Below are 20,353 nucleotides of genomic sequence, written 5' to 3' on the forward strand. Positions count from 1 at the left end.
CCGTGCGGGAGTCGCGGGGAAGGGGGTGTCAGCCGAGCACGGCGAGCGCGTCGATCTCGACGAGGAGGCCGGCCGGCAGTCCGACGTAGACCGTCGTGCGGGCGGCGGGCGGCTGGGTGAGGGCCTGCTCCTCGAAGTAGGCGTTGTAGATCTCGTTCATCTCGGCGAAGTGGTCCACGTCCGTCAGGTAGACGCGGATCATCATCACGTCGTCCCAGGTCGCGCCGCCTTCCTCCAGGATCGCCCGGACGTTGGCGAGGGTCTGGAGGGTCTGCTCGCGCAGGGTGGGCCCGGCGGGCGTCGGGGCCTTGCCCTCCTCGGCGGGCAGGAAGCCGACCTGGCCGGCGACCTGGAGGATGTTGCCCTTGCGCACCCCGTGCGAGAACTTCGCGGGCGGGGTGGTGTGGGTCGACGGGGTGAGCGCGGTCTTCTCGGTCATGCGGGGGTGCCCTTCACTGGCGTTCTTCCGGAGTACTCGCCGCTGATCGCGTCCGCGGTACGGCGGACCAGCGGGAGCAGGGTGAGGAGTTCCTCGGCGGTGACGACGACGTTCGGCGCGGACACCGACATCGCGGCGACCACCCGGCCGTCGGCGCCGCGGACGGGCGCGGCGACGCAGTTGATGGACTCCTCGTGGCCACCGAGGTCGGTGGCCCAGCCCTGTTCGCGCACCGCGGCCAGTTCCTTGAGGAAGGCCTCGGGGTTCGGCGTGGAACGGGCCGTGTACAGGGGGTAGTCGAGCTGCTCGGCGAGGACGCGGCGCTCGGGTGCGGGCAGGTCGGCGAGGAGCAGCTTGGCGACGGCGGCCACGGTGATGGCGACGGGCTTGCCGATCCGGGAGTACATGCGGACCGGGTAGCGGCTCTCCACCTTGTCGATGTAGAGCACCTCGTTCTCCTCGTACACGGCGAGGTGGACGGTGTGGCCGCACGCCTCGTTGAGCCGGACGAGGTGGGGGTGGGCGATCTCGCGGATGTCGAGGTTCTCCATCGCCTCCTGGGCGAGGGCGAACAGCCGGGCGCCGAGGCGGTAGCGCTGGTCGGACTGGCGGTAGACCAGGCCGTGTTCGTGCAGGGTGCGCAAGAGGCGCAGCGCGGTGGACTTGTGGACGCCCAGGCGGCCGGCGACCTGCCCGAGGTCGGCGGGTCCCTCGGCGAGCAGCGGCAGGATGCTCAGGGCGCGGTCGACGGTCTGACTCATGGGGTGTTCGCCTCCTCCTCGGCCTGCTCGGCCTGGGTCCAGCCGGGGCCGAGTCGAAGTCTCCCCCATGCGTCGTCGTCCAGGGCGGCGAGGCGGTCGGCGTGGTCGCGGGCGGGGGGCGCGGCGAGGTCGCCGGGGACGGTGAGGACGGCGGCGGCGAAGAGGTGGCCGTGGCGCAGGCGGTCGCGGACGGGCAGGCCGCGCAGGGTGGCCGAGAGGAAGCCGGCGGCGAAGGCGTCCCCGGCGCCGACGTGGGCGACGACGTCCACCTCGGGGGCCGGGACGAAGACGGCGCGGCGGCCGCCCGTCTCCTCGTCGTCGCCGGTGCCCCGGACGAAGGCGGTCGCTCCGCCCCTGCCCTGTTTGACGACCACGGTGCCCGGCCCGGGCAGCGCCGCGAGGACGGCCCGGTCGCCGTGCAGTCCCCAGGCGCGGCGGGCCTCGTCCTCGCCGACGAACACGATGTCGGCGCGCCGGGCGAGGTCCAGCAGCACCCGGGGGCCGGCGGCGTCCGGCCACAGCGCGGGGCGGTAGTTGACGTCGAAGGAGACCAGGGGGCGGCCGGACCGGGGCGCGGTCAGCTCGCGCATCAGCTCCAGGCAGCCGGCGGACAGGGCGGCGGTGATGCCGGACAGGTGCAGCAGCCGTCCGGACCGCGCCGCCGCGAGGTCGACGTTGTCCGCGGTCATGGCGGAGGCCGCGGAGCCGGCGCGGTAGTACGCCACCTCGTGGGCGTCGGTGTCGCGGTCGGCCGCGGTGCGGAAGTACACGCCGGTGGGGCGGGCCGGGTCGGTGCGCACGGCGCCGGTGTCGACGCCGTACCCGGCGATCCGCTCGACCAGGTGCTGTCCGAAGCCGTCCGCGCCCACCCGGCTCACCCAGCGGGCGGGGTGCCCGGCGGCCGCGAGGGCGCAGGCCACGTTGGACTCGGCGCCGCCGATCGCGCGGTGGAAGGAGGGGACGTCCGCGAGGCGGCCCGGCCGGCTGGGCAGGAAGGTGACCATGGACTCGCCGAGCGCGACCACGTCCACGCCGTTCCACGGGCGTGCGACGGGCGAGTCGTAAGCAGCGTCGTCGATGATGACTCCTGTCGAGGTCGGGGCCGGGGCTCCGTTGACCCGATGTCGGCGAGATGCTAGACACCAGTTAGCAAAAGATGCAATGGCTGTTGCACATATCGCAACGCCAGGAGAGGGGCTCCATGAGCAGCGAAGCGCTCGCCCGCCTTGCCGAGGAACGCGTCGACCACCGCTTCAAGGGGCTCCCGGCGGACGCCGACGGGCTGACCGTGGCCGAGCTGACCGCCCAGCGCCGCAACCTCTTCCGGGACGCCGACGGGTTCACCACCCCCGTCCTCGCCCTGTCCGCCGAGCGCCTGGAGCACAACCTCGCGCTGATGGAGACGTACGCCGCCCGGCACGGCCTGGCGTTCGCCCCGCACGGCAAGACCTCCATGGCCCCCCAGCTCTTCCGCCGCCAGATCGAGCGCGGTGCCTGGGGCATCACGCTGGCGGTGCCCCACCAGGTTCGGGTGGCGCGGGCGTTCGGGATCCGGCGGGTCTTCCTCGCCAACGAACTGGTCGACGCCGCCGCCCTGCGCTGGATCGCCGGCGAGCTGGCGGCCGACCCGGAGTTCCGCTTCGTCTGCTACGTCGACTCCGTGCGCGGGGTGGAGCTGATGGACGCGGCCCTGCGCGGGGCCGCCCGCCCGGTGGACGTGGTCGTGGAGCTGGGCGCGGGGGACGGTGCCCGGACCGGGGTGCGCACCGAGGCCGGGTGCGCGGCCGTCGCGGAGGCCGTGGCCGCCGCCCCCACCCTGCGCCTGGTCGGGGTGGCGGGCTACGAGGGCGAGGTACCGCAGGCCGATCCGGAGCGCGTGCGGTCCTACCTGCGGCGGCTGGTGGCGCTGGCCGCCGCGCTGGACGCGGACGGCCGTTTCGCGGACGCGGACGAGATCGTGGTGAGCGCGGGCGGCAGCGCCTGGTTCGACGCGGTGGCGGACGTGTTCGCCGGGATCCCGGCCCTCTCCCGGCCCGTGCTGAAGCTGCTGCGCTCGGGGGCGTACGTCTCCCACGACGAGGGGCACTACCGCAGGCTGACCCCCTTCTCCCGGGTCCCGGAGGAGGGCGCCCTGGAGCCCGCCTTCCGGCTGTGGACGCAGGTCGTCTCCCGCCCCACCCCCGAGCAGGCCTTCGCCAACGCGGGCAAGCGCGACGCCGCCTACGACCTGGACCTGCCGACCGCCGAGGTGGTACGCCGGGACGGTGTCGAGCGCCCGGCCACCGGCATCACCGTGACCGGCCTGTCCGACCAGCACGCCTGGCTGCGCACGGACCCGGGGGCGGACGTCGAGACCGGCGACTGGATCGGCCTCGGCCTGTCCCACCCGTGCACGTCCTTCGACAAGTGGCAGCTCATCCCGGTCGCCGAGGCGGACGGCACCGTCGTCGACTACATCCGTACGTTCTTCTAGGAGGCCCGCGTGGAGGACCTGGTCATCCGGGACGCCGACGTCGTCGACGGCAGCGGGGCGGACTCCTACCGCGCCGACGTCGTGGTCGACGGCGGGCGGATCGTCTCGATCGTCAAGGAGGCCGCGGCGGCCGGCTGCCAGCGTCCGCGCGCCGTGCGCGAGGTGGACGCGGAGGGCCTGGTCCTCTCCCCCGGCTTCATCGACATGCACGCCCACTCCGACCTGGCGCTGCTGCGCGACCCCGACCACGGCGCGAAGGCCGCGCAGGGGGTCACGCTGGAGGTCCTCGGCCAGGACGGGCTGTCCTACGCGCCGGTGGACGACCGCACCCTGGAGGAGGTGCGGCGGGCCATCACCGGGTGGAACGGGTACGGCGAGGACGTCGACTTCGACTGGCGGTCGGTCGGCGAGTACCTCGACCGCCTGGACCGGGGCATCGCCGTCAACGCGGCCTACCTGGTCCCGCAGGGCACGGTGCGGGCGCTCGTCATGGGCTGGGAGGACCGCGAGGCGACGCCCGCGGAGCTGGACCGGATGCGGCGGCTGGTGGCCGAGGGCCTGGAGCAGGGCGCGGTCGGACTGTCCTCCGGGCTCACCTACACGCCGGGCATGTACGCCCAGGAGAGCGAACTGACCGAGCTGTGCCGGGTGGTGGCCGCGTACGGCGGCTACTACTGCCCGCACCACCGCTCCTACGGCGCCGGCGCGCTGGAGGCGTACGCCGAGATGGTCGGCGTGGCCCGGGAGGCGGGCTGCGCGCTGCACCTCGCGCACGCGACGATGAACTTCGGGGTCAACGAGGGCCGGGCGCCCGAGCTGCTGGCCCTGCTCGACGGCGCCCTGGACGCGGGTGCGGACATCACGCTGGACACCTACCCCTACACCCCCGGCTGCACGACCCTGGCCGCGCTGCTGCCGAGCTGGGCGAGCGAGGGCGGCCCGGAGGAGGTCCTGGCCCGGCTCGGCGACCCGGCGACGGCCGAGCGGATCCGGCACGACCTGGAGGTCACCGGCTCGGACGGCTGCCACGGGGTGCCCGTGGAGTGGGAGACGATCGAGATCTCCGGGGTGACCGATCCGGCACTCGGCGACCTGGTGGGCCGCAGCGTCCGGGCATCGGCGGAGCTGCGCGGCGAGTCCCCCTGGACCACGGCGCGCCGCCTCCTGGTGGCCGACCGGCTCGGCACGACGATCCTCCAGCACGTCGGCCACGAGGAGAACGTCCGCACGATCATGCGGCACCGCACGCACACCGGCGGCTCCGACGGCATCCTGCGGGGCGCCAAGCCGCACCCGCGCGCGTACGGCACCTTCCCGCGCTACCTCGGGCACTACGTGCGGGAGCTGGGCGTGCTGTCGCTGGAGGAGTGCGTCGCCCACCTCACCTCCCGGCCCGCGGCGCGGCTGCGGCTGCCGGACCGCGGGCTGGTGCGCGAGGGGTACCGGGCCGACCTGGTCCTGTTCGACCCGCGGACGGTCGCGTCCGGGGCCGGCTTCGCCGAGCCCCGGACGCTGCCGGTCGGGATCCCGCACGTGCTGGTCGACGGCCGGTTCGTCGTCGAGGACGGCCGGCGGACGGACGTGCTGGCGGGACGGGCGGTCCGGCGCACGCCGGTCTGACCGCCCGCCCCCGGTTCCTCTTCCGGCTACGGCTACGGCTACGGCTACGGCTACGGCTTGGGGAGGGTGCAGCCGGAGGCGCTCAGGTTGAGCCTGTTGCCGGTGGTGAAGCAGGCCGGGATGTTGTAGGTCTCCTGGGCGTAGTTGATGCCCTGGCGGACGGTCACGTTGCCGCTCGCGTCCACCTCGCACGGGTTGTTCACCGTGCACCGCTGGCCGTCCTCGTTGCCGGTGTTGTTGACCGCCACGACCTTGCCGGTGGTGGCGTCGACGACCGGGGAGCCGGAGGTGCCGCCGATGGTGTCGCAGGCGGAGGTGTAGCGGACCGAGTCCTTGAAGGTCCAGTCGCCCTCCTTCAGCCGGTACACGAACCCGTCGACGTTGCAGCTGTAGATGCGCTTCCAGTAGCCGGAGACCACCTTGATGGCGGTGCCGGCGACCGGGTGCGTGTCCTGGACGGTGAGCGGGCTGATGCCGTAGGAGCTCTTGATCGCCGCGTACGTGGTGGTGGTGCGGTAGATCGTGACGTCCGTGTCGGTCATGGTCGAGTAAACGATCTGGTTGGCACGGAGGGTGGCGATCTTGGTGCCGGCGGAGTTCAGCAGGCCGAAGGTGCGGCTGGAGGACTGACCGGTGATGACCTGGCCGGCCGACGGCATGCCGGTCTCCAGGCAGTGGCCGTTGGTCAGCACCAGGGCCGGGTCGGAGTCGGCGGAGTTGGGGAAGCGGATGACGGAGCCGGAGCAGTTGCTGAGCGAGACGGTGCCGGCGAAGTCCACCGTGGCCTTGACGGCGTGCGGGGCGGTCCCGGTGGCGGTGTGCGGGGCGGCGATCGCCGGGGTGGCGCCCAAGCCGGCTATCGCGAGGGAGGAAAGGGCGGCAAGGAGAGGCTTCTTCATGTGGGGGTCCCCTCTTACGACGGGGGCGACCGGAGGAGTTCCGGTCGCCCGCTCGGTTGTCATGCGCATTGTTGACAACGAAGAGGGGTGGGGACAAGGAGCCGGGTCAGGACATAGGGGTTTCCCTCGGCCGGACGGCCATCGGCATCGAACGTTACCGGCGCGCCGGGACTGGCCGGTTCGGGGCTGGTCCGGGCGACGGCGTGCGGCGAGGCTGGCCCGGCACACAGCGGCGCACCCCCGACCGACCGGAGGAAAGCGATGAGACAGCTCCCACGCCGCGTGGCGGCGGCATGCGCGACGGCTCTGGCCGCCACCGCCGTGACCGTCGGCGCCCCGGCGCAGGCCGCGCGGGCGTCGACCACCACCCACTGCCCGACGTCGACGTCCCTCGCCCTGCTGCCCTCCGGCAGCGGCTACTTCTTCCCCAACCTGTGGGTCTCGCGGTCCGCGTGCGGCTTCGTCGACGGGGGCTCCCCTTACTGGTTCACGGTCGACAAGGCGACGGCCAACGTGCAGGTGCTCTCCGGTCCGCCGCGCCCCTACGTCGCCTACAACCTTTCCGTGGTCTGCTCCACCGTGACCGTCGACGGCGACACCGTCCGGGCGGACGGGTGCGGGCCGGCGTAACCGGGCGGTTCCCGGGAGCGGTCGGCGGAACCGGCCGCCGGACCGACGACCACGACTCGTCCGGCACCAGCCGCTCCACGGCGTCCGTCATGCACCGCCCGACGAGCGAGCACGCCGCCAAAAAGAGGTGTCCGAGGGCACCTGCGCCCGCACCGGCCCGCGGCGGACCGTCCCCGACCGGGTCCGGCGGGGTGCGTCAGCCGCGGGCCTCTCGGCACGGGTGGCCCCGCGCCGCCGTCGGGTCAGTCCGAGTGGCGGCCGTGGCCGTGGCCGCGGTCGTGGTCGTGGTCCTCCTCGTCATCGCCGTCGTCGCGCGGGGAGCCGGAGGCGGACCTCGTCGAGCCGCTGGACGGCGCGCCGGGCGTGGCGGAGGCCGGGGCGGAGGCGGTGGGAGCGGCGGTGGTGGTGGCGGCCTCGGGCTCCGTCGGGACGGCGCTCACCGTCGCGCCGCCGGTCGGGGACGCGACCGGCGAGGGCGGGACGGACCAGGCGGTCGCGGAGGGCTCGGGTGCCGACGGGGCCGAGGTGGTGACGTCCGGAGACGGTGACGACGGGGCGGACGGGTCCGCGTCCGCCGTCGGGTCGGCGGTCGCCGTGCCGGCCGGCTCGCCGCTACCGGTCACGGGGGCTTCGGTGGCCGACCCGCCGTCGGTGGGATGGGAGCCGTCCGCGACGCCCGGTCCGGCCAGGCCCACGAGCACCGCGACGGCGCCGGCCGCCCCGAGGACGCCGACGGCAGCCGCCACCCCGCGCCGGCCCCGTGCGTGCCGCCGCGCCCGCGGGGGCTCGGCGCGCTCCCGGTCCGTGGCGGCCGGCGCGGCCTCCCCGGGCACCCGGGGCAGCTCGCGCGTCTCGTCGTGGGCGTGCCGCCGGCCGTGCGCGGTGGCCGGATCGATGTGATCCCCGTGCATCGGGGCCGGAGCCGGCATGGGGTGGTGGGCGTGCGACGAGCCGCCCTCCGGGTCCCCGCCGTACGCCCCCGCCTCGTACTCCCGTTCCATGGACATGGCAGCGGATTCTAGGGACGCGGGCGGCCCGAGAGACAGCCACCGATCATTTCCGGGCAATTCTCTCGCCTCACGTGGCGGAAAACACGACCCGCGAGGCATTACCGGGTCGTAAGCTCACGGACATGCAGGTGATCCAGTCCACCAAGCTCGCCAACGTCTGTTACGAGATCCGGGGCCCGGTTCTCGAAGAGGCCATGCGGCTTGAGGCGGCGGGCCACCGCATCCTCAAGCTCAACACCGGCAACCCGGCCGCCTTCGGCTTCGAGTGCCCCCCGGAGATCCTGGAGGACATCCTCCGCAACGTCTCCACCGCGCACGGCTACGGTGACGCCAAGGGCCTGCTCGCCGCGCGCCGCGCGGTCGTGATGCACAACCAGACCCTCGGCATCGAGACCGACGTCGAACACGTCTACATCGGCAACGGCGTCTCCGAGCTGATCGTGATGGCGATGCAGGGCCTGCTCGACGACGGCGACGAGGTCCTCGTACCGGCCCCGGACTACCCGCTGTGGACGGCGGCCGTCTCCCTCTCCGGCGGCACGGCGGTGCACTACCGCTGCGACGAGCAGTCCGACTGGATGCCCGACCTCGCCGACATCGAGCGCAAGGTCACCGACCGCACCAAGGCGATCGTCGTCATCAACCCGAACAACCCGACGGGCGCCGTCTACGACGAGGCGGTGCTCACCGGACTGACGGACATCGCCCGCCGGCACAACCTGCTGGTCTGCTCCGACGAGATCTACGACAAGATCCTCTACGACGGCGCCACGCACACCCCGACCGCGAAGGTCGCGCCCGACCTGCTCACCCTCACCTTCAACGGCATGTCGAAGGCGTACCGGGTGGCCGGCTACCGCGTCGGCTGGATGTCGATCTCCGGCCCGCGCTCCCACGCCGACTCCTACATCGAGGGCCTGACGATCCTGGCGAACATGCGGCTGTGCGCCAACATGCCGGGCCAGCACGGGGTGGTCGCCGCGCTCAGCGGGCGCCAGACCATCAACGACCTGGTGCTCCCGGGCGGGCGGCTGAAGGAGCAGATGGACACCGCGTACGAGCTGCTGACGCAGATCCCCGGGGTGAGCTGCGTACGGCCGAAGGGCGCGCTCTACCTGTTCCCGCGCCTGGACCCGCAGGTCTTCAAGATCAAGGACGACCGGCGGATGGTCCTGGACCTGCTGCGGCAGGAGAAGATCATGGTCGTCCAGGGCACCGGTTTCAACTGGCCCGAGCCGGACCACTTCCGCGTGGTGACCCTGCCGACGGCCGGCGACCTGCGCGACGCGGTGACCCGGATCGGGACCTTCCTGGACGGGTACGGCCAGCCCTAGGCGGTCACCGGCGGTCGGCGTCCGTAGTCGACGCGCCCCACTCCGTGACACGACTCAACTTTAGACGAAATCTAAGCTAGGATGGCTTCCTGTCAGAGCACAGGAGGCCATCCCCCATGTACGAACCGATCCGCACCAAGTCGGTCCACAGCACGATGGCCGGCACCACCTCCGACTTCCCCCACCGGTCGCGCGAGGAGGAGCTGGACATCCAGCTCGCCGGGCACCTCGCCGCGCTGCTCGCCGTCACCGACGAACTGCGCGCCCTGACCCCGTCCACCGACCTGGACACGGCCGCCGAGCGCCTCGCGGCGCAGGTGTCGCGGCTGCGGGGAGGACGCGCACCGCTGCGGGCGGCCCCGGCCGCGGCGGGTGACGCGGGCGCGCTGCACCGGCGGGCGCACGCGCTCGCCGGCCGGGCGCTGGTGGTCGCCGCCTCGCGCGCGGACACCGCCGCGGCGATCCTCGCGGCCGAACGGATGGACGCCCACGGCGCCGCCGCCCCGGGCGAGCCGAAGGAACTGAGCCCGGCCCGCTGACCCGTCCCGGGTCCCCTCGACGGCCCCGGTCCGCGCGCACCCGCAGCGACGCGCGGACCGGGCGCCACCAGTGACACCGGTCCTCAGATGAAGACGAAGAAGAGGATCAGGATCAACACCACCAGCCCGATCCACCAGATCCAGACGTGCCTGTGTCCGGTGGCCGGCCGGTCCTCGGGCCCTCCGCCGCGGGGGCGGTCCTCCGCGAGCCGGGGGTGCTCCGGGCGATCGCTGCCGTAGAAGTCACCGCCGTCTGCCATGGGCTCATCACTCCTTCCCTGGACGGGCGAGTACCCGCCGGAACGGACCGATCCCGGTTTCCGCGGGCTTTCCCGGCGGACCCGCACCGCCCCGCCCACCCCGCACCGCGGCCCTTTCCCCGCGGGTCCCGGAATTCCCCGCCGCGACTCGTGCATCCGGGTGTTTCACGGGCGCCGGACGCCTGCCGACGGGCCGCGTCCGCGGCGTGCCCCCATAACATCGGCTCCGGCCACCCGGGGCCGGTCATGTCGATCCGTGCTCTCCCATTCGACGAGATGTGACACCGTGAAACACAGGCCATTGCTGGCGGCGCTCTTCGGCGCCGCCACGCTCGCCACCGGAATGACGGCGTGGGCACTCCAGTCCCGGCCGGTGACGACCTCGGAATCCAAGGCCCCGCTGTCGGCGCACGAGGAAGCCGAGCAGTATCTGCGGCGGGGCATTCTGCAGAGCCGGGAGCACGATCCCCGGTCCGCCGCCCAGTCGTACGCGCGCGTGCTGAAACTGGAGCCGCGGAACAAATTCGCCTGGTACAACCTGGGGGCCGCCGCGCACGAGGTCGGGGACACGGCCGACGCCCACGCGGCCTACGAAAGGGCCCTGGCGATCGACCCCGCGTTCCCGCCGGCGCTCTTCAACGAGGCGGTGCTGGTGGAGCGGAGCAAGCCCGACCGGGCCGTGGCCCTGCTGGAGCGCGCCGTGGCCGCCGACCCGAAGGCGGCCACGGCGCACCTGCGTCTCGGGCTCATCCGGGCACGGGCGCACGACGACGGCGCGGCGGTGGACGAGTTCCGCCGGGCCGTCGCCATCGACCCCTCCCTGCTCGGCCAAGTGCCCGGGGAATACAGGCAGTCGGCACGTCCGGCGGCCTCGCCGTCCGGCACGCCGGACGGCGGGGACTGACGCCGGGCCGGGGCGCACCGGACACCCCGCCCGGCCTACGCGCCCCGGTCGCCCACGAGTTGCCCGGGGTTCAGGCGCTGCCGGGCGGACTCCAGGTTGCGCGCCACGCGCTCGCGGTGCTCCGCGGGCAGCCGGCCGCCCTCCAGCAGGCGTGCGGAGCAGTCCCCCGACTCCTCGTAAGCGCCCATCCAGAAGGCGGACACGGCGAGTTCGTCCAGCGCCTGCCAGTCGTACCAGCAGGGCTCGACGAGCAGGCCGTCGGCCGGGTACGGGATGCGTGCGGCCTGGCGCGCGTAGAGGTAGGCGAGCGGCCAGCGCCCGCCCTTGAGGCGGCACAGGCGCGCCAGTTCGGCCAGGGCCTCGGCGCGCGAGGGCAGGCTCTCGTAGGCGCGCAGGTAGCGGTCCGTCACCTCGGCGGACGGCCGGCCGAGGGCGTCCGCGAGCCTCGCGGCGGCCAGGTGGGCGCAGTAGACCTCCTCCGTCCAGCCGCCCATGGCCGCCCGGCGGTCGTAGGCCGCGATCGCCTTCTCCGGCTCCCCCGCGTCCCGCCAGCTCTGCGCGAGGTAGAAGGCGTAGCGGGCGTTGCCGGGCTCCCGGACGAGCCCTTCCTCCAGGATGCGGGCGTCCCGCAGGTACTTCTCCCGCACCCCCTCGTTCCGGTGCCGGCCCCCGCCGCCGAGGATGACCATCCGGGCGTCCTCCAGGGTGCCGAGCCGGAAGGGCGTGCCGCAGTCGACGTACTCGTGCAGGACGCCGACGTACCGCCAGGGCAGCCGGGTGGAGACCAGGGCGGGGCGCCAGTAGACCACCCCGTCGGCGTGCATGCGGACCTTGTAGGCGTCCAGCACCAGCTCCGGCAAACGGAATCCCGGGGCCGTCTCCATCATGTCGTCGGCGTCGATGAAGAAGAGGAAATCGGCACGTGAGCGAGCGAGTTCGATCGCCTCCGTACGGCTTCCGTCATAGCCCTTCCAGGGGCGCTCGTGCAATTCTCCGGGTACTTCGCGGTAGACGTCCCGAATGATGTCCTGGGTGCCGTCGGTCGAGCCGGTGTCCACGATGACCCAGGTGTCGATCAGGGGGCGTACGGATTCCAGACAACGCCGGATCACCGGCGCCTCGTCCTTGACGATCATGTTCAGGCAGACCGTTTTCCTCACGGTTCCCATCCCTGTCAGCAGCGCCACACGAACCGATGCGGGACGGTATCCAGCCGCTGTGAGCCAAAGCAAAGAGGCTGGTCCGGAAAAACGGCTTCCAGCTCGTACATCCGGGTGGTTTGCGGCGGCCGGGAGCCTGGCGCACCTCGGCGCCGACAATGCGAACTCGTAACGTCGTTTACGGCCACCCGGGAAAGCCAATCCATCCGTCCTCCACCATTCCACGAGAAGTGACGACGTGAAACACAGGACAATGTGGGCAGGGCTCGCCGGAACGGTGACGGCCGCGATCGGCGTGACCGTGTGGGCGTTGCACTCCCCCTCGGCCGCACCGCCGCCGGAGGCGAAGTCCGCCGCGGCGACCCGGCAGAGCAAGGTGAAGGAGACGGAGACGGACGCGTTGCTGCGGTCCGGTCTCCGGCGCCAGATGCAGCAGGACCCGGCGGGAGCGGTCGAGCTCTACCGGCGCGTCCTCGCTCGGGACCCGCGGAACAAGGACGCCTGGTACCGGCTGGGGCTCATCGAGCAGCAGAACGGCAGGACGGCCGAGGCCCGGAAGGACTTCGACAACGCGCTCAGGAGCGACCCCTCGTTCACGTCCGCGCTGTACAGCGAGGCGAACATGGTCGCGGCGAGCGAGCCCGAGCGGGCCGTCGAGCTGCTGAGGAAGGGGGTCGCCGGCAACCCGCGCTCGGCGGTCCTGCACCTCCAGCTCGGTCTGCTGCTGGCGAAGCAGGACCGCGACGGCGAGGCGGAGGACGCCTTCCGGCAGGCGGTCGCGGCCGACCCCCACGTACTGCTCCAGGTGCCGGAGTCCTTCCGGGACGCCGTGCGCCCCGCACCCACCCCGAGCCACACAGGGAGCGCCAGATGACGTCGACGGCGACACCGAGGTTCTCCGTCTTCACCCCCAGCCACCGGCCCCGCTACCTGGACGAGTGCCTCGCCACCCTCCAGGCGCAGACCTGCCCGGACTGGGAGTGGATCGTCCTGCTCAACAACGGCGCCCGATGGCGGCCCGAGCACCCCGACGAGCGCATCCGGGTGGAGATCGCGGATGACGTCACGGGGGTCGGGGCGGCCAAGCGCCGGGCCTGTGAGCTGGCGCGCGGCGAGATCCTCGTGGAGCTCGACCACGACGACCTGCTGGCCAAGGCGTGCCTGGCGGAGGTCGGCAAGGCGTTCGACGCCCACCCCGAGGCCGTCTTCGTCTACAGCAACACCGCGCAGATCACCGAGGACGGCAAGCGGGACGACACCCGCTTCAACGAGTCCTACGGCTGGCGGTACAGCGAGGTGCGCGTCGACGGCCGCAAGCTGCTCCAGGCGCAGACCATGGCGCCGACACCGCACAACATCGCCTACATCTGGTACGCCCCCAACCACGTGCGGGCGTTCCGCAGGGACGCCTACGAGCGGGTCGGCGGGTACGACGCCGCGCGCACGGTCCTCGACGACCAGGACCTGATGTGCCGGCTGTTCCACGCCGGCGACTTCCACCACATCGAGCGGTGCCTGTACCTCCAGCGGATGCACCGGGACAACACCCAGCGCGACCCGGAGATCAACGCGCAGATCCAGCGCGAGACGGTCGCCCTGTACGACAAGTACATCGAGGCCAACGCGCTCGCCTGGACCGCCCGGCGCGGACTGCTCGCCGTCGACCTCGGTGCGGCGCTGCGCAAGCCGCCGGGCTACGTGGGCGTGGACCGGCGTCCCGGCGAGGGCGTCGACATCGTCGCGCACCTGCCCGGGAGGATCGACCTGCCCGACGACTCCGTGGGGCTGGTGCGGGCGGTGGACTTCCTGGAGTACGTGCCCGAGAAGGTGCCGCTGATCAACGAGCTGTACCGGCTGCTGGCGCCCGGCGGGATGCTCCTGACCATGACGCCGAGCTCCGACGGCCGCGGCGCCTACCAGGACCCGACGCACGTCGCCTACTACAACGAGAACTCGTTCTGGTACTACACGGACGACCAGTACCGGACCTTCGTGCCGGACCTGGAGGCGAGGTTCCAGTCGTCGCGGCTGGTGACCTTCTTCCCGAGCGAGTGGCACTCGCAGAACAACATCTCGTACGTGGTCGCCAACCTCATCGCGATGAAGGAGGGCGCCGCGCGGTGCGGCGGCCCGCTGCTGGTCTGAGGCCCTGAGCGCGCGGGCGCCCCGCGGGACCCGGGAGTCCCGCGGGACGCCCGCGCGGTCAGGGCCGGCCAGCAGCCCGCGCCGCCTCGGCCAGAGCGGTGAAGGCGGGCGCGGCCAGGGCGGCGGCGAGCTGGTCGCGCCACGGCGGCGGCGGCGCGAGACCGGCCCGCCGCCAGTTGCCGTGGGCGAGCACGCCGAACGCCGGCCGGGGGGCCGGCCGGGGGAACTTGTCCGAGCCGACCGGGCGGATCCGCTCGGGATCGAGGCCGCTGAGCCGGAAGGCCTCGCGCGCCAGGCCGCACCAGGTGGTGCTGCCGGACGACGTGCCGTGGTAGACGCCCGCCGGGGCCGCTCCGGCCAGGGCTGCGCGGCCGAGCGCGGTGAGCTGCCGGGCCAGGGCCCGGGACCAGGTCGGCTGCCCGTGCTGGTCGGCCACCACGTCGAGGGTCCGGCGCCGGGCGGCCAGGTCCAGCACGGTGGCCACGAAGTTCGGGCCGTGGGCGCCGTAGAGCCAGGCGGTGCGCACCACGTAGCCGGTGTCCGGGAGCAGTCCGGTGACGGCCCGCTCCCCCGCGAGCTTGCCGCGTCCGTACGCGTTGACGGGTCCCGTCGGGGCGTCCTCGGGGTACGGCCGGCGCGCGTCGCCGGGGAACACGTAGTCGGTGGAGACGTGCAGCAGCAGGGCGCCGCTGTCGGCGCAGGCGTGCGCCAGGTGGCCCACGGCCGTGCCGTTGACCGCGGTGGCCGCCTCCTCGGACCGCTCGGCGCCGTCGACGTCGGTCCAGGCGGCGCAGTTGACGACGATCCGGTGCCCGGCGACGGCCGCGCGGACGGCCGCCGGGTCGGTGATGTCGAGCCGCTCGCGGCCCGGTCCCGTCACCACGGCACCGGGGTCGGCGGCGAGTTCGGCCAGCACGTCCCGGCCGAGGAGTCCGTGTGCGCCGGTCACCAGCCAGCTCGTGCTCATCGCGGCGCGGCCCTCCGCGTCAGCGGCTCCCACCAGGAGCGGTTCGCCCGGTACCAGGCGACCGTCGCGGCCAGGCCCTCGGCGAAGGACACCCGCGGGGCGTAGCCCAGCTCCTCGCGGATCCTGCCGTCGTCCAGCGAGTAGCGCAGGTCGTGGCCCTTGCGGTCGGCCACGTGCTCGACCCGCTCCCAGTCCGCGCCGACGGCGTCCAGCAGCAGCCCGGTGAGCTTGTGGTTGGTCAGCTCGGTGCCGCCGCCGATGTGGTAGACCTCGCCGGCCCGGCCGCCGTGCAGGACCAGGTCGATGCCCCGGCAGTGGTCCGAGACGTGCAGCCAGTCGCGCGTGTTGCGGCCGTCCCCGTACAGCGGGACCTTCTTGCCGTCGAGCAGGTGGGTGACGAAGAGCGGGATGACCTTCTCGGGGAACTGGCGGGGCCCGTAGTTGTTGGTGCACCGGGTGACCACGACGTCCAGGCCGTGGGTGCGGTGGTACGCGAGCGCCAGCAGGTCGGCGCCGGCCTTCGACGCGGCGTACGGGGAGTTCGGGGCCAGGGGCTGCGCCTCGGTCCAGGAGCCTTCCGCGATCGAGCCGTACACCTCGTCGGTCGAGACGTGCACGAAGCGGCCGACGCGGTGGCGCAGGGCCGCGTCCAGGAGCACCTGGGTGCCCAGCACGTTGGTCCGGACGAACGGGCCCGCGCCGTCGATGGACCGGTCGACGTGCGACTCGGCGGCGAAGTGGACCACCGCGTCCTGGCCCGCCATGACCTGGTCGACCACGTCCGGGTCGCAGACGTCCCCCCGGACGAAGGTGAGGCCCGGGTGCCTCGCCACCGGCGCGAGGTTCTCCTCGACCCCCGCATAGGTGAGCTTGTCGAGGACGGTGATCCGCGCCGCGGGATCCGGGTCCAGCCGCCGCCGGACGTACTCCGAGCCGATGAATCCGGCGCCGCCGGTCACGAGGATGCGCATGGTTCTCCGATGGGTTTCTCTCTGGCCGGCCCGCCCGGAAACGGAGGCGGTGCCCGCGGGACCTGAGTCCCGGGGCACCATCTCCCGTACCGTGCGCGGCCGGCGGAACTGCCGCGCGGGGGTGGTTACGGCGTCACGTCGGCGCAGACCACCCAGGCGGTGATGCCCTGGCCCTGGCCGGTCTGGGTGGCCTGCCACCCGGTGGGCGTGGCGCCGTCCACCGTGGGAACCGGGACGCTGGCGCCCGGGGAACCGTTGCCGGCGTCGAAACCGCCGCCGGTGGCGATGTCACCGGGGTCGCAGAAGACGGTCGCCTGCGTGCCCTGGCTCACGCCCGCGGTCCGGACGTAGGTGCTCAGACCCCGGCCGGTGGCGCCCTGGGCACCCGTCGCGCCCTGAGCGCCGGTGGCACCCTGCGGGCCCGCGGGACCCTGGGGGCCCTGCGTGCCCGTGCCGCCCGCGCCGGTCGCGCCCTGGGCACCCGTCGCACCCTGCGCACCGGTCGCACCCTGGGCACCCGTCGCGCCCGTGCCGGTGGCGCCCTGAGGGCCCTGGGGACCCTGCGGGCCCTGGGGACCCTGCGGGCCCTGGGGTCCCTGCGGACCCGGCTTGCCGGGCTTGTGGCCGTGGTGGTGCCCGTGGTGGTGCCCGTGGCCGTAGGAGCCGTAGGAGTCGTCGTCGTTGTAACGGTCCGCGCGGTCCGAGCGCACGGACCGCTCCGCGCGGTCCGAGCGCTCCGGCTCGTGCGAGCCGGTCACCGGCGCCAGGCCGTCCTGGGCGGCCCGCGCGACCGCGTCGGCGATCGCCGCGGCCACCTCGTTGCCCGGGCGGTGGAGCCCGGCGCCCAGACCGGCCTCGGACCGGTCCATCGCGTCGGCGGCCGCCACGGTGCCCGGCAGGACGTTGAGCGCGACGGCAAGCGCGCCGGTGCCCACCATCATGGCGGACTTCAGGCGTGAGTTTCGGATCGTTCTGCGGCTCACGGGAACCTTCCTTGGGAGTGAGCGAGGGAGCCGACTGCGAGCGCGCGCACCTCCGTGCGCTGTCCCATGCGCGTCTCGCGGCGCCGGCCTCGTACGACTTCAATTTGCACGCTTCGCTCATCGGCTAATACAATCCGCCTCGCGCCGCCCGGCGAGAATCACTCCTGCGGCCTCAATGCGTCACCCGTAAAACGCAAACACCGGTGTGTCGGCTTTTATCCGGGGATTCCGCGGTACGCGGCGCACTCCTCGTGGGAGGGCAGCAGGCCCAGCCGCCCGGCCTCGGCCAGCGTCGGCGCGGCGGCGTCCTTCGCGGACAGGAGCGGGACCAGGCCCTTCGGCCAGTCGACGGCCAGCGCCGGGTCGAGCGGGTCGATGCCGAACTCGCGCTTGGGCGCGTATCCGGCGGAGCACAGGTAGACGACGGTGGAATCGTCCTCCAGCGCCATGAACGCGTGTCCCAGTCCCGCCGCGAGGTAGACGCACGCGTGCGTCCGGTCGTCGAGCCGCACCGCCTCCCAGGCACCGAACGTCGGGGAACCGACCCGGATGTCGACCACCACGTCGAGGACGGCGCCGCGGACGCACGTCACGTATTTGGCCTGGCCCGGCGGGACCGCCGCATAATGAATGCCGCGGAGCGTACCGCGCGCGGAACGGGAGCAATTCGCCTGCGCCAGCGGAAATGGTTCGCCGACGGACGACCGGAATTCACCGCCCCTGAACCATTCGTGGAACCGCCCCCGGTCGTCGGTGAAAACCGTGGGCGTGTGCACCCAGGCCCCTTCGATGCCGAGCGGTCTCATCCCGGCCCCCTCCGCCCGCGCGGCCGTTCCCGTGCCGGTCACCGCCTGCGCGCCTTCGGTACGTCCGCGCCCCGGTGCGGCGGGACGGGGCGCGGGGTCTCCTCCAGCAGCCCCAGCAGGTAGTCGCCGTAGCCGCTCTTGAGCAGCGGCCGGGCCAGGTCCCTGAGCCGGTCGTCGTCGATCAGGCCGGCCCGCCAGACCGCCTCCTCGATGCAGCCGACCTTCAACCCCTGGCGCTCCTCGATCACCCGGACGAACTCGGAGGCCTGCACCATGGAGGCGAAGGTTCCGGTGTCCAGCCACGCGGTGCCCCGGTCGAGGCGGGTGACGTGCAGCGCCCCGGCCTCCAGGTAGGCGCGGTTGAGGTCGGTGATCTCCAACTCGCCCCGGGCGCTGGGCCGCAGGCCCCGGGCGATGTCCACCGCGCGGTGGTCGTAGAAGTACAGCCCGGGCACCGCGTACCGGGATCTGGGCCGGGCCGGTTTCTCCTCGATGGACAGGGCCCGGCCGGCGTCGTCGAACTCCACCACCCCGTAGGCCGAGGGGTTGGCGACCTGGTAGGCGAACACCCGGCCGCCCACCGGCTCGTCGTGCCGGGCCAGCCGGGTGCCCAGACCGCTGCCGTGGAAGATGTTGTCGCCGAGGATCAGGGCGACCGGGCGGCCGTCGATGAAGTCGGCGCCCAGGAGGAACGCCTCGGCGATGCCTCCGGGTACGGCCTGCGCCATGTACTCCAGGCGCAGGCCGAGTTGGCTTCCGTCACCGAGCAGGCGCCGGAACTGGTACTGGTCTTCGGGAGTGGTGATGATCAGGACTTCGCCGACCCCCGCCATCACCAGTGTGGAAAGCGGGTAGTAGACCATCGGTTTGTCGAAGACCGGCAGCAGTTGCTTCGACACCGAGCGGGTCAGTGGCCACAGTCGCGAGCCGGTGCCCCCGGCCAGGAGAATTCCGCGCATGGCAGCACCATAGGTGAAATGGCTACATATACCCCCTTTTTGCGCGTCTACCGTCATAGTCGGATGTTTCGGACATACTGGTCGCGATCGAGCACCGCGCCGCCCGAACGGAGTCCGAATGCCCGACACATCCGCCCCGGAGCCCCGCCGGCACACGGCCGATCCGAAGACGACGGCACTGGCCGCCTACACCGTCGTGGCGACGGCCCTCCTGCTCCGCGTGCTCCTGCTGCCCGCCGAGTCGTACGACTACCAGCACTTCCTGGAGCCCTGGTACCGGCACATCGCGGACCACGGCGGCTTCCACGCGCTCGCCGACCCCGGCTTCTCGGACTACAACGTCCCCTACCTGTACCTGCTGGCCGCGCTGACCCACCTGCCGCTCCCGCCGCTGGCCGGCATCAAGTGGCTGTCGATCCTGTTCGAACCGGTGCTGGCCTACCACACCTTCCGGATCGTGTCCCTGCTGCGGCCCGTCCCCTCCTGGGCGGCCCCCGGCGCGGCCTGCGCGGTCCTCTTCCTGCCCACCGTCGTCACCAACGGCGCGTGGCTGGCGCAGTGCGACGGCGTCTACGTGGCGTTCCTGGCCGCCGGGACGCACCACCTGCTGCGCCACCGCCCGTGGTGGGCGTGCGCGTTCTTCGGGATCGCGCTGGCGTTCAAGGTGCAGGCCGTGTTCCTCTTCCCGCTCCTGCTCGCCCTCGCCGCGGCGGGCCGGGTGCCGTGGCGGTCCCTGCTCGCCGTTCCCGCGGCCTTCCTCGCCCTGGACCTCCCCGCGCTCCTGCTCGGCGCCGACCCGGGGCGGCTGCTGACGGTGTACGCCCGGCAGGCCGACGAGTACCACGCCCTCACCCTCTACGCGCCGACCGTCTACCAGTTCGTCTCGGTGCCGGGCGACCCGGAGGCCGTGCGCGGCGCGGGCGTCCTGGTCGCGGGGGTCCTCGTCGCGCTGCTGACCGGACTGGCGGTGTGGGGGCTGCGGCGCGGGCGGGCGGGCGCGCCGGGGTGCGCGGGGACCCGGATCGTGCTGCTGGCCTGCTGCGCCGCGCTCACCGTGCCGTTCCTGCTGCCCTCGATGCACGAGCGGTACTTCTACCCGGCGGAGGTGCTCACGGTGGTGGCCGCCTTCCTGCTGCCCCGGCGGCTCTGGTACGCGCCGGTGCTGGTGCAGCTCGCCTCGTTCGGGAGCTACCTGAAGTGCAACTCCGTCGCGCTCTCCCCGTACCTGTCGATGCCCGCGCACGGGGTGCTGATGCTGCTGGCGCTGATCGCCGTCCTGCGGGTGACGGTCCGGGAGTTCCGGCCCGCGCCGGTGGCACCGTCCGTGCCCGGCCGGGACGCCGCCGATCGGCCCGCCGCCGACGCGGCCGAGCCGGCCCGCGCGTAGGGGGTCTCGTCCGGAGCGGGCCGGGCCGGTGCGCGCGAGCGGCCCCGGCGGGACGCCCGGGACGGGCGGCGGCCCGGCGCGCGGGGGTGCGCGCCGGGCCGCCGTG

At 73.2% G+C, this 20,353-nt stretch carries 21 protein-coding genes; 9 read left to right on the forward strand and 12 right to left on the reverse strand.

Annotation, left to right across the window (positions count from 1 at the left end):
* Nucleotides 1-28 precede the first annotated feature (28 nt).
* Genes ACZ4K2_RS18415 through ACZ4K2_RS18425 form a run of 3 tightly spaced genes read right to left on the reverse strand, consistent with a single transcriptional unit; the run spans nucleotide 29 to nucleotide 2,204 of the window.
* Complete coding sequence (locus ACZ4K2_RS18415) at nucleotides 29-439, reverse strand: RidA family protein (protein ID WP_467473960.1); 411 nt, start codon at nucleotides 437-439, stop codon at nucleotides 29-31.
* Nucleotides 436-1,200 carry an IclR family transcriptional regulator gene (locus ACZ4K2_RS18420; RefSeq protein ID WP_467473961.1) on the reverse strand — a complete coding sequence of 255 codons (765 nt, stop codon included), beginning with the start codon at nucleotides 1,198-1,200 and terminating at the stop codon, nucleotides 436-438. Before ACZ4K2_RS18420 ends, ACZ4K2_RS18415 begins: the two co-directional genes overlap by 4 nt.
* Complete coding sequence (locus ACZ4K2_RS18425; RefSeq protein WP_467474065.1) at nucleotides 1,197-2,204, reverse strand: sugar kinase; 1,008 nt, start codon at nucleotides 2,202-2,204, stop codon at nucleotides 1,197-1,199. Before ACZ4K2_RS18425 ends, ACZ4K2_RS18420 begins: the two co-directional genes overlap by 4 nt.
* 197 nt (nucleotides 2,205-2,401) lie before the next feature.
* Between ACZ4K2_RS18425 and ACZ4K2_RS18430 the strand changes: the two genes are divergently transcribed.
* Together ACZ4K2_RS18430 and ACZ4K2_RS18435 are read left to right on the forward strand one after the other, a co-directional pair.
* Nucleotides 2,402-3,673, forward strand: a complete 1,272-nt coding sequence (locus ACZ4K2_RS18430; protein WP_467473963.1) for an amino acid deaminase — start codon at nucleotides 2,402-2,404, stop codon at nucleotides 3,671-3,673.
* Nucleotides 3,674-3,682: 9 nt separating this feature from the next.
* On the forward strand, nucleotides 3,683-5,293 hold the full coding sequence (locus tag ACZ4K2_RS18435; RefSeq protein ID WP_467473965.1) for an N-acyl-D-amino-acid deacylase family protein: 1,611 nt from the start codon (nucleotides 3,683-3,685) through the stop codon (nucleotides 5,291-5,293).
* Nucleotides 5,294-5,343: 50 nt separating this feature from the next.
* On the opposite strand, the gene ACZ4K2_RS18440 is transcribed toward ACZ4K2_RS18435, so the two are convergent.
* Nucleotides 5,344-6,192 carry a trypsin-like peptidase domain-containing protein gene (locus ACZ4K2_RS18440; RefSeq protein ID WP_467473966.1) on the reverse strand — a complete coding sequence of 283 codons (849 nt, stop codon included), beginning with the start codon at nucleotides 6,190-6,192 and terminating at the stop codon, nucleotides 5,344-5,346.
* A 261-nt stretch (nucleotides 6,193-6,453) separates the two neighbouring features.
* On the opposite strand from ACZ4K2_RS18440, the gene ACZ4K2_RS18445 reads away from it, so the two are divergent.
* Entirely contained in the window at nucleotides 6,454-6,822 is a 369-nt protein-coding gene (locus tag ACZ4K2_RS18445) for a hypothetical protein (protein ID WP_467473967.1), read from the forward strand.
* 242 nt (nucleotides 6,823-7,064) lie between these two features.
* Here the strand turns inward: ACZ4K2_RS18445 and ACZ4K2_RS18450 are convergent, their stop codons facing one another.
* Nucleotides 7,065-7,829: a hypothetical protein gene (locus ACZ4K2_RS18450; RefSeq protein ID WP_467473969.1), complete on the reverse strand. Its 765-nt coding sequence runs from the start codon at nucleotides 7,827-7,829 to the stop codon at nucleotides 7,065-7,067.
* 125 nt (nucleotides 7,830-7,954) lie between these two features.
* Between ACZ4K2_RS18450 and ACZ4K2_RS18455 the strand changes: the two genes are divergently transcribed.
* Together ACZ4K2_RS18455 and ACZ4K2_RS18460 are read left to right on the forward strand one after the other, a co-directional pair.
* Nucleotides 7,955-9,166, forward strand: coding sequence for a pyridoxal phosphate-dependent aminotransferase (locus tag ACZ4K2_RS18455; RefSeq protein WP_467473971.1), 1,212 nt, complete (start codon nucleotides 7,955-7,957; stop codon nucleotides 9,164-9,166).
* A gap of 116 nt (nucleotides 9,167-9,282) precedes the next feature.
* A complete protein-coding gene (locus tag ACZ4K2_RS18460) occupies nucleotides 9,283-9,705 on the forward strand; it encodes an SCO4983 family protein (RefSeq protein WP_467473972.1) in 423 nt (140 codons plus the stop codon).
* A gap of 83 nt (nucleotides 9,706-9,788) precedes the next feature.
* Here the strand turns inward: ACZ4K2_RS18460 and ACZ4K2_RS18465 are convergent, their stop codons facing one another.
* Nucleotides 9,789-9,965: a hypothetical protein gene (locus ACZ4K2_RS18465; RefSeq protein ID WP_467473974.1), complete on the reverse strand. Its 177-nt coding sequence runs from the start codon at nucleotides 9,963-9,965 to the stop codon at nucleotides 9,789-9,791.
* Nucleotides 9,966-10,251: 286 nt separating this feature from the next.
* On the opposite strand from ACZ4K2_RS18465, the gene ACZ4K2_RS18470 reads away from it, so the two are divergent.
* The gene (locus ACZ4K2_RS18470; RefSeq protein ID WP_467473976.1) at nucleotides 10,252-10,869 is read left to right on the forward strand and encodes a tetratricopeptide repeat protein; all 618 of its coding nucleotides are present in this window, start codon (nucleotides 10,252-10,254) and stop codon (nucleotides 10,867-10,869) included.
* Between the two features lie 35 nt (nucleotides 10,870-10,904).
* Here the strand turns inward: ACZ4K2_RS18470 and ACZ4K2_RS18475 are convergent, their stop codons facing one another.
* Entirely contained in the window at nucleotides 10,905-12,029 is a 1,125-nt protein-coding gene (locus tag ACZ4K2_RS18475) for a glycosyltransferase (RefSeq protein WP_467473979.1), read from the reverse strand.
* Between the two features lie 238 nt (nucleotides 12,030-12,267).
* Between ACZ4K2_RS18475 and ACZ4K2_RS18480 the strand changes: the two genes are divergently transcribed.
* Together ACZ4K2_RS18480 and ACZ4K2_RS18485 are read left to right on the forward strand one after the other, a co-directional pair.
* Nucleotides 12,268-12,903, forward strand: coding sequence for a tetratricopeptide repeat protein (locus ACZ4K2_RS18480; RefSeq protein ID WP_467473980.1), 636 nt, complete (start codon nucleotides 12,268-12,270; stop codon nucleotides 12,901-12,903).
* On the forward strand, nucleotides 12,900-14,174 hold the full coding sequence (locus ACZ4K2_RS18485; protein ID WP_467473981.1) for a glycosyltransferase: 1,275 nt from the start codon (nucleotides 12,900-12,902) through the stop codon (nucleotides 14,172-14,174). The genes ACZ4K2_RS18480 and ACZ4K2_RS18485 overlap by 4 nt, the downstream gene beginning before the upstream one ends.
* A gap of 58 nt (nucleotides 14,175-14,232) precedes the next feature.
* Here the strand turns inward: ACZ4K2_RS18485 and rfbD are convergent, their stop codons facing one another.
* The 5 genes from rfbD to rfbA all read right to left on the reverse strand — a co-directional run bounded on the left by rfbD (nucleotide 14,233) and on the right by rfbA (nucleotide 18,860).
* Nucleotides 14,233-15,141, reverse strand: a complete 909-nt coding sequence (gene rfbD, locus ACZ4K2_RS18490) for a dTDP-4-dehydrorhamnose reductase (RefSeq protein ID WP_467473983.1) — start codon at nucleotides 15,139-15,141, stop codon at nucleotides 14,233-14,235.
* Nucleotides 15,138-16,112: a dTDP-glucose 4,6-dehydratase gene (gene rfbB, locus ACZ4K2_RS18495; protein WP_467473985.1), complete on the reverse strand. Its 975-nt coding sequence runs from the start codon at nucleotides 16,110-16,112 to the stop codon at nucleotides 15,138-15,140. The genes rfbD and rfbB overlap by 4 nt, the downstream gene beginning before the upstream one ends.
* A 125-nt stretch (nucleotides 16,113-16,237) precedes the next feature.
* Nucleotides 16,238-17,095, reverse strand: a complete 858-nt coding sequence (locus ACZ4K2_RS18500) for a hypothetical protein (protein ID WP_467473986.1) — start codon at nucleotides 17,093-17,095, stop codon at nucleotides 16,238-16,240.
* A gap of 215 nt (nucleotides 17,096-17,310) precedes the next feature.
* Nucleotides 17,311-17,901, reverse strand: coding sequence for a dTDP-4-dehydrorhamnose 3,5-epimerase family protein (locus ACZ4K2_RS18505; protein ID WP_467473988.1), 591 nt, complete (start codon nucleotides 17,899-17,901; stop codon nucleotides 17,311-17,313).
* 38 nt (nucleotides 17,902-17,939) lie between these two features.
* Nucleotides 17,940-18,860, reverse strand: coding sequence for a glucose-1-phosphate thymidylyltransferase RfbA (gene rfbA / locus ACZ4K2_RS18510; protein ID WP_467473989.1), 921 nt, complete (start codon nucleotides 18,858-18,860; stop codon nucleotides 17,940-17,942).
* A 118-nt stretch (nucleotides 18,861-18,978) separates the two neighbouring features.
* Here rfbA and ACZ4K2_RS18515 point away from each other — a divergent pair, with 118 nt between their 5' ends.
* Nucleotides 18,979-20,247 (forward strand): hypothetical protein, encoded by a 1,269-nt coding sequence (locus ACZ4K2_RS18515; protein ID WP_467473990.1) that lies wholly within the window; start codon nucleotides 18,979-18,981, stop codon nucleotides 20,245-20,247.
* Nucleotides 20,248-20,353 lie beyond the last annotated feature (106 nt).

Source organism: Streptomyces sp. NPDC025833 (assembly GCF_055558055.1).

Coding starts and splice junctions, on each gene's coding strand:
- ACZ4K2_RS18485 (WP_467473981.1), top strand. CDS start 12,900: ATGACGTCGACGGCGACACCGAGGTTCTCCGTCTTCACCCCCAGCCAC.
- ACZ4K2_RS18430 (WP_467473963.1), top strand. CDS start 2,402: ATGAGCAGCGAAGCGCTCGCCCGCCTTGCCGAGGAACGCGTCGACCAC.
- ACZ4K2_RS18450 (WP_467473969.1), bottom strand. CDS start 7,829: ATGTCCATGGAACGGGAGTACGAGGCGGGGGCGTACGGCGGGGACCCG.
- ACZ4K2_RS18440 (WP_467473966.1), bottom strand. CDS start 6,192: ATGAAGAAGCCTCTCCTTGCCGCCCTTTCCTCCCTCGCGATAGCCGGC.
- ACZ4K2_RS18425 (WP_467474065.1), bottom strand. CDS start 2,204: ATGGTCACCTTCCTGCCCAGCCGGCCGGGCCGCCTCGCGGACGTCCCC.
- ACZ4K2_RS18515 (WP_467473990.1), top strand. CDS start 18,979: ATGCCCGACACATCCGCCCCGGAGCCCCGCCGGCACACGGCCGATCCG.
- ACZ4K2_RS18465 (WP_467473974.1), bottom strand. CDS start 9,965: ATGGCAGACGGCGGTGACTTCTACGGCAGCGATCGCCCGGAGCACCCC.
- rfbA (WP_467473989.1), bottom strand. CDS start 18,860: ATGCGCGGAATTCTCCTGGCCGGGGGCACCGGCTCGCGACTGTGGCCA.
- ACZ4K2_RS18455 (WP_467473971.1), top strand. CDS start 7,955: ATGCAGGTGATCCAGTCCACCAAGCTCGCCAACGTCTGTTACGAGATC.
- ACZ4K2_RS18415 (WP_467473960.1), bottom strand. CDS start 439: ATGACCGAGAAGACCGCGCTCACCCCGTCGACCCACACCACCCCGCCC.
- ACZ4K2_RS18445 (WP_467473967.1), top strand. CDS start 6,454: ATGAGACAGCTCCCACGCCGCGTGGCGGCGGCATGCGCGACGGCTCTG.
- ACZ4K2_RS18460 (WP_467473972.1), top strand. CDS start 9,283: ATGTACGAACCGATCCGCACCAAGTCGGTCCACAGCACGATGGCCGGC.
- ACZ4K2_RS18420 (WP_467473961.1), bottom strand. CDS start 1,200: ATGAGTCAGACCGTCGACCGCGCCCTGAGCATCCTGCCGCTGCTCGCC.
- rfbB (WP_467473985.1), bottom strand. CDS start 16,112: ATGCGCATCCTCGTGACCGGCGGCGCCGGATTCATCGGCTCGGAGTAC.
- ACZ4K2_RS18505 (WP_467473988.1), bottom strand. CDS start 17,901: ATGAGACCGCTCGGCATCGAAGGGGCCTGGGTGCACACGCCCACGGTT.
- rfbD (WP_467473983.1), bottom strand. CDS start 15,141: ATGAGCACGAGCTGGCTGGTGACCGGCGCACACGGACTCCTCGGCCGG.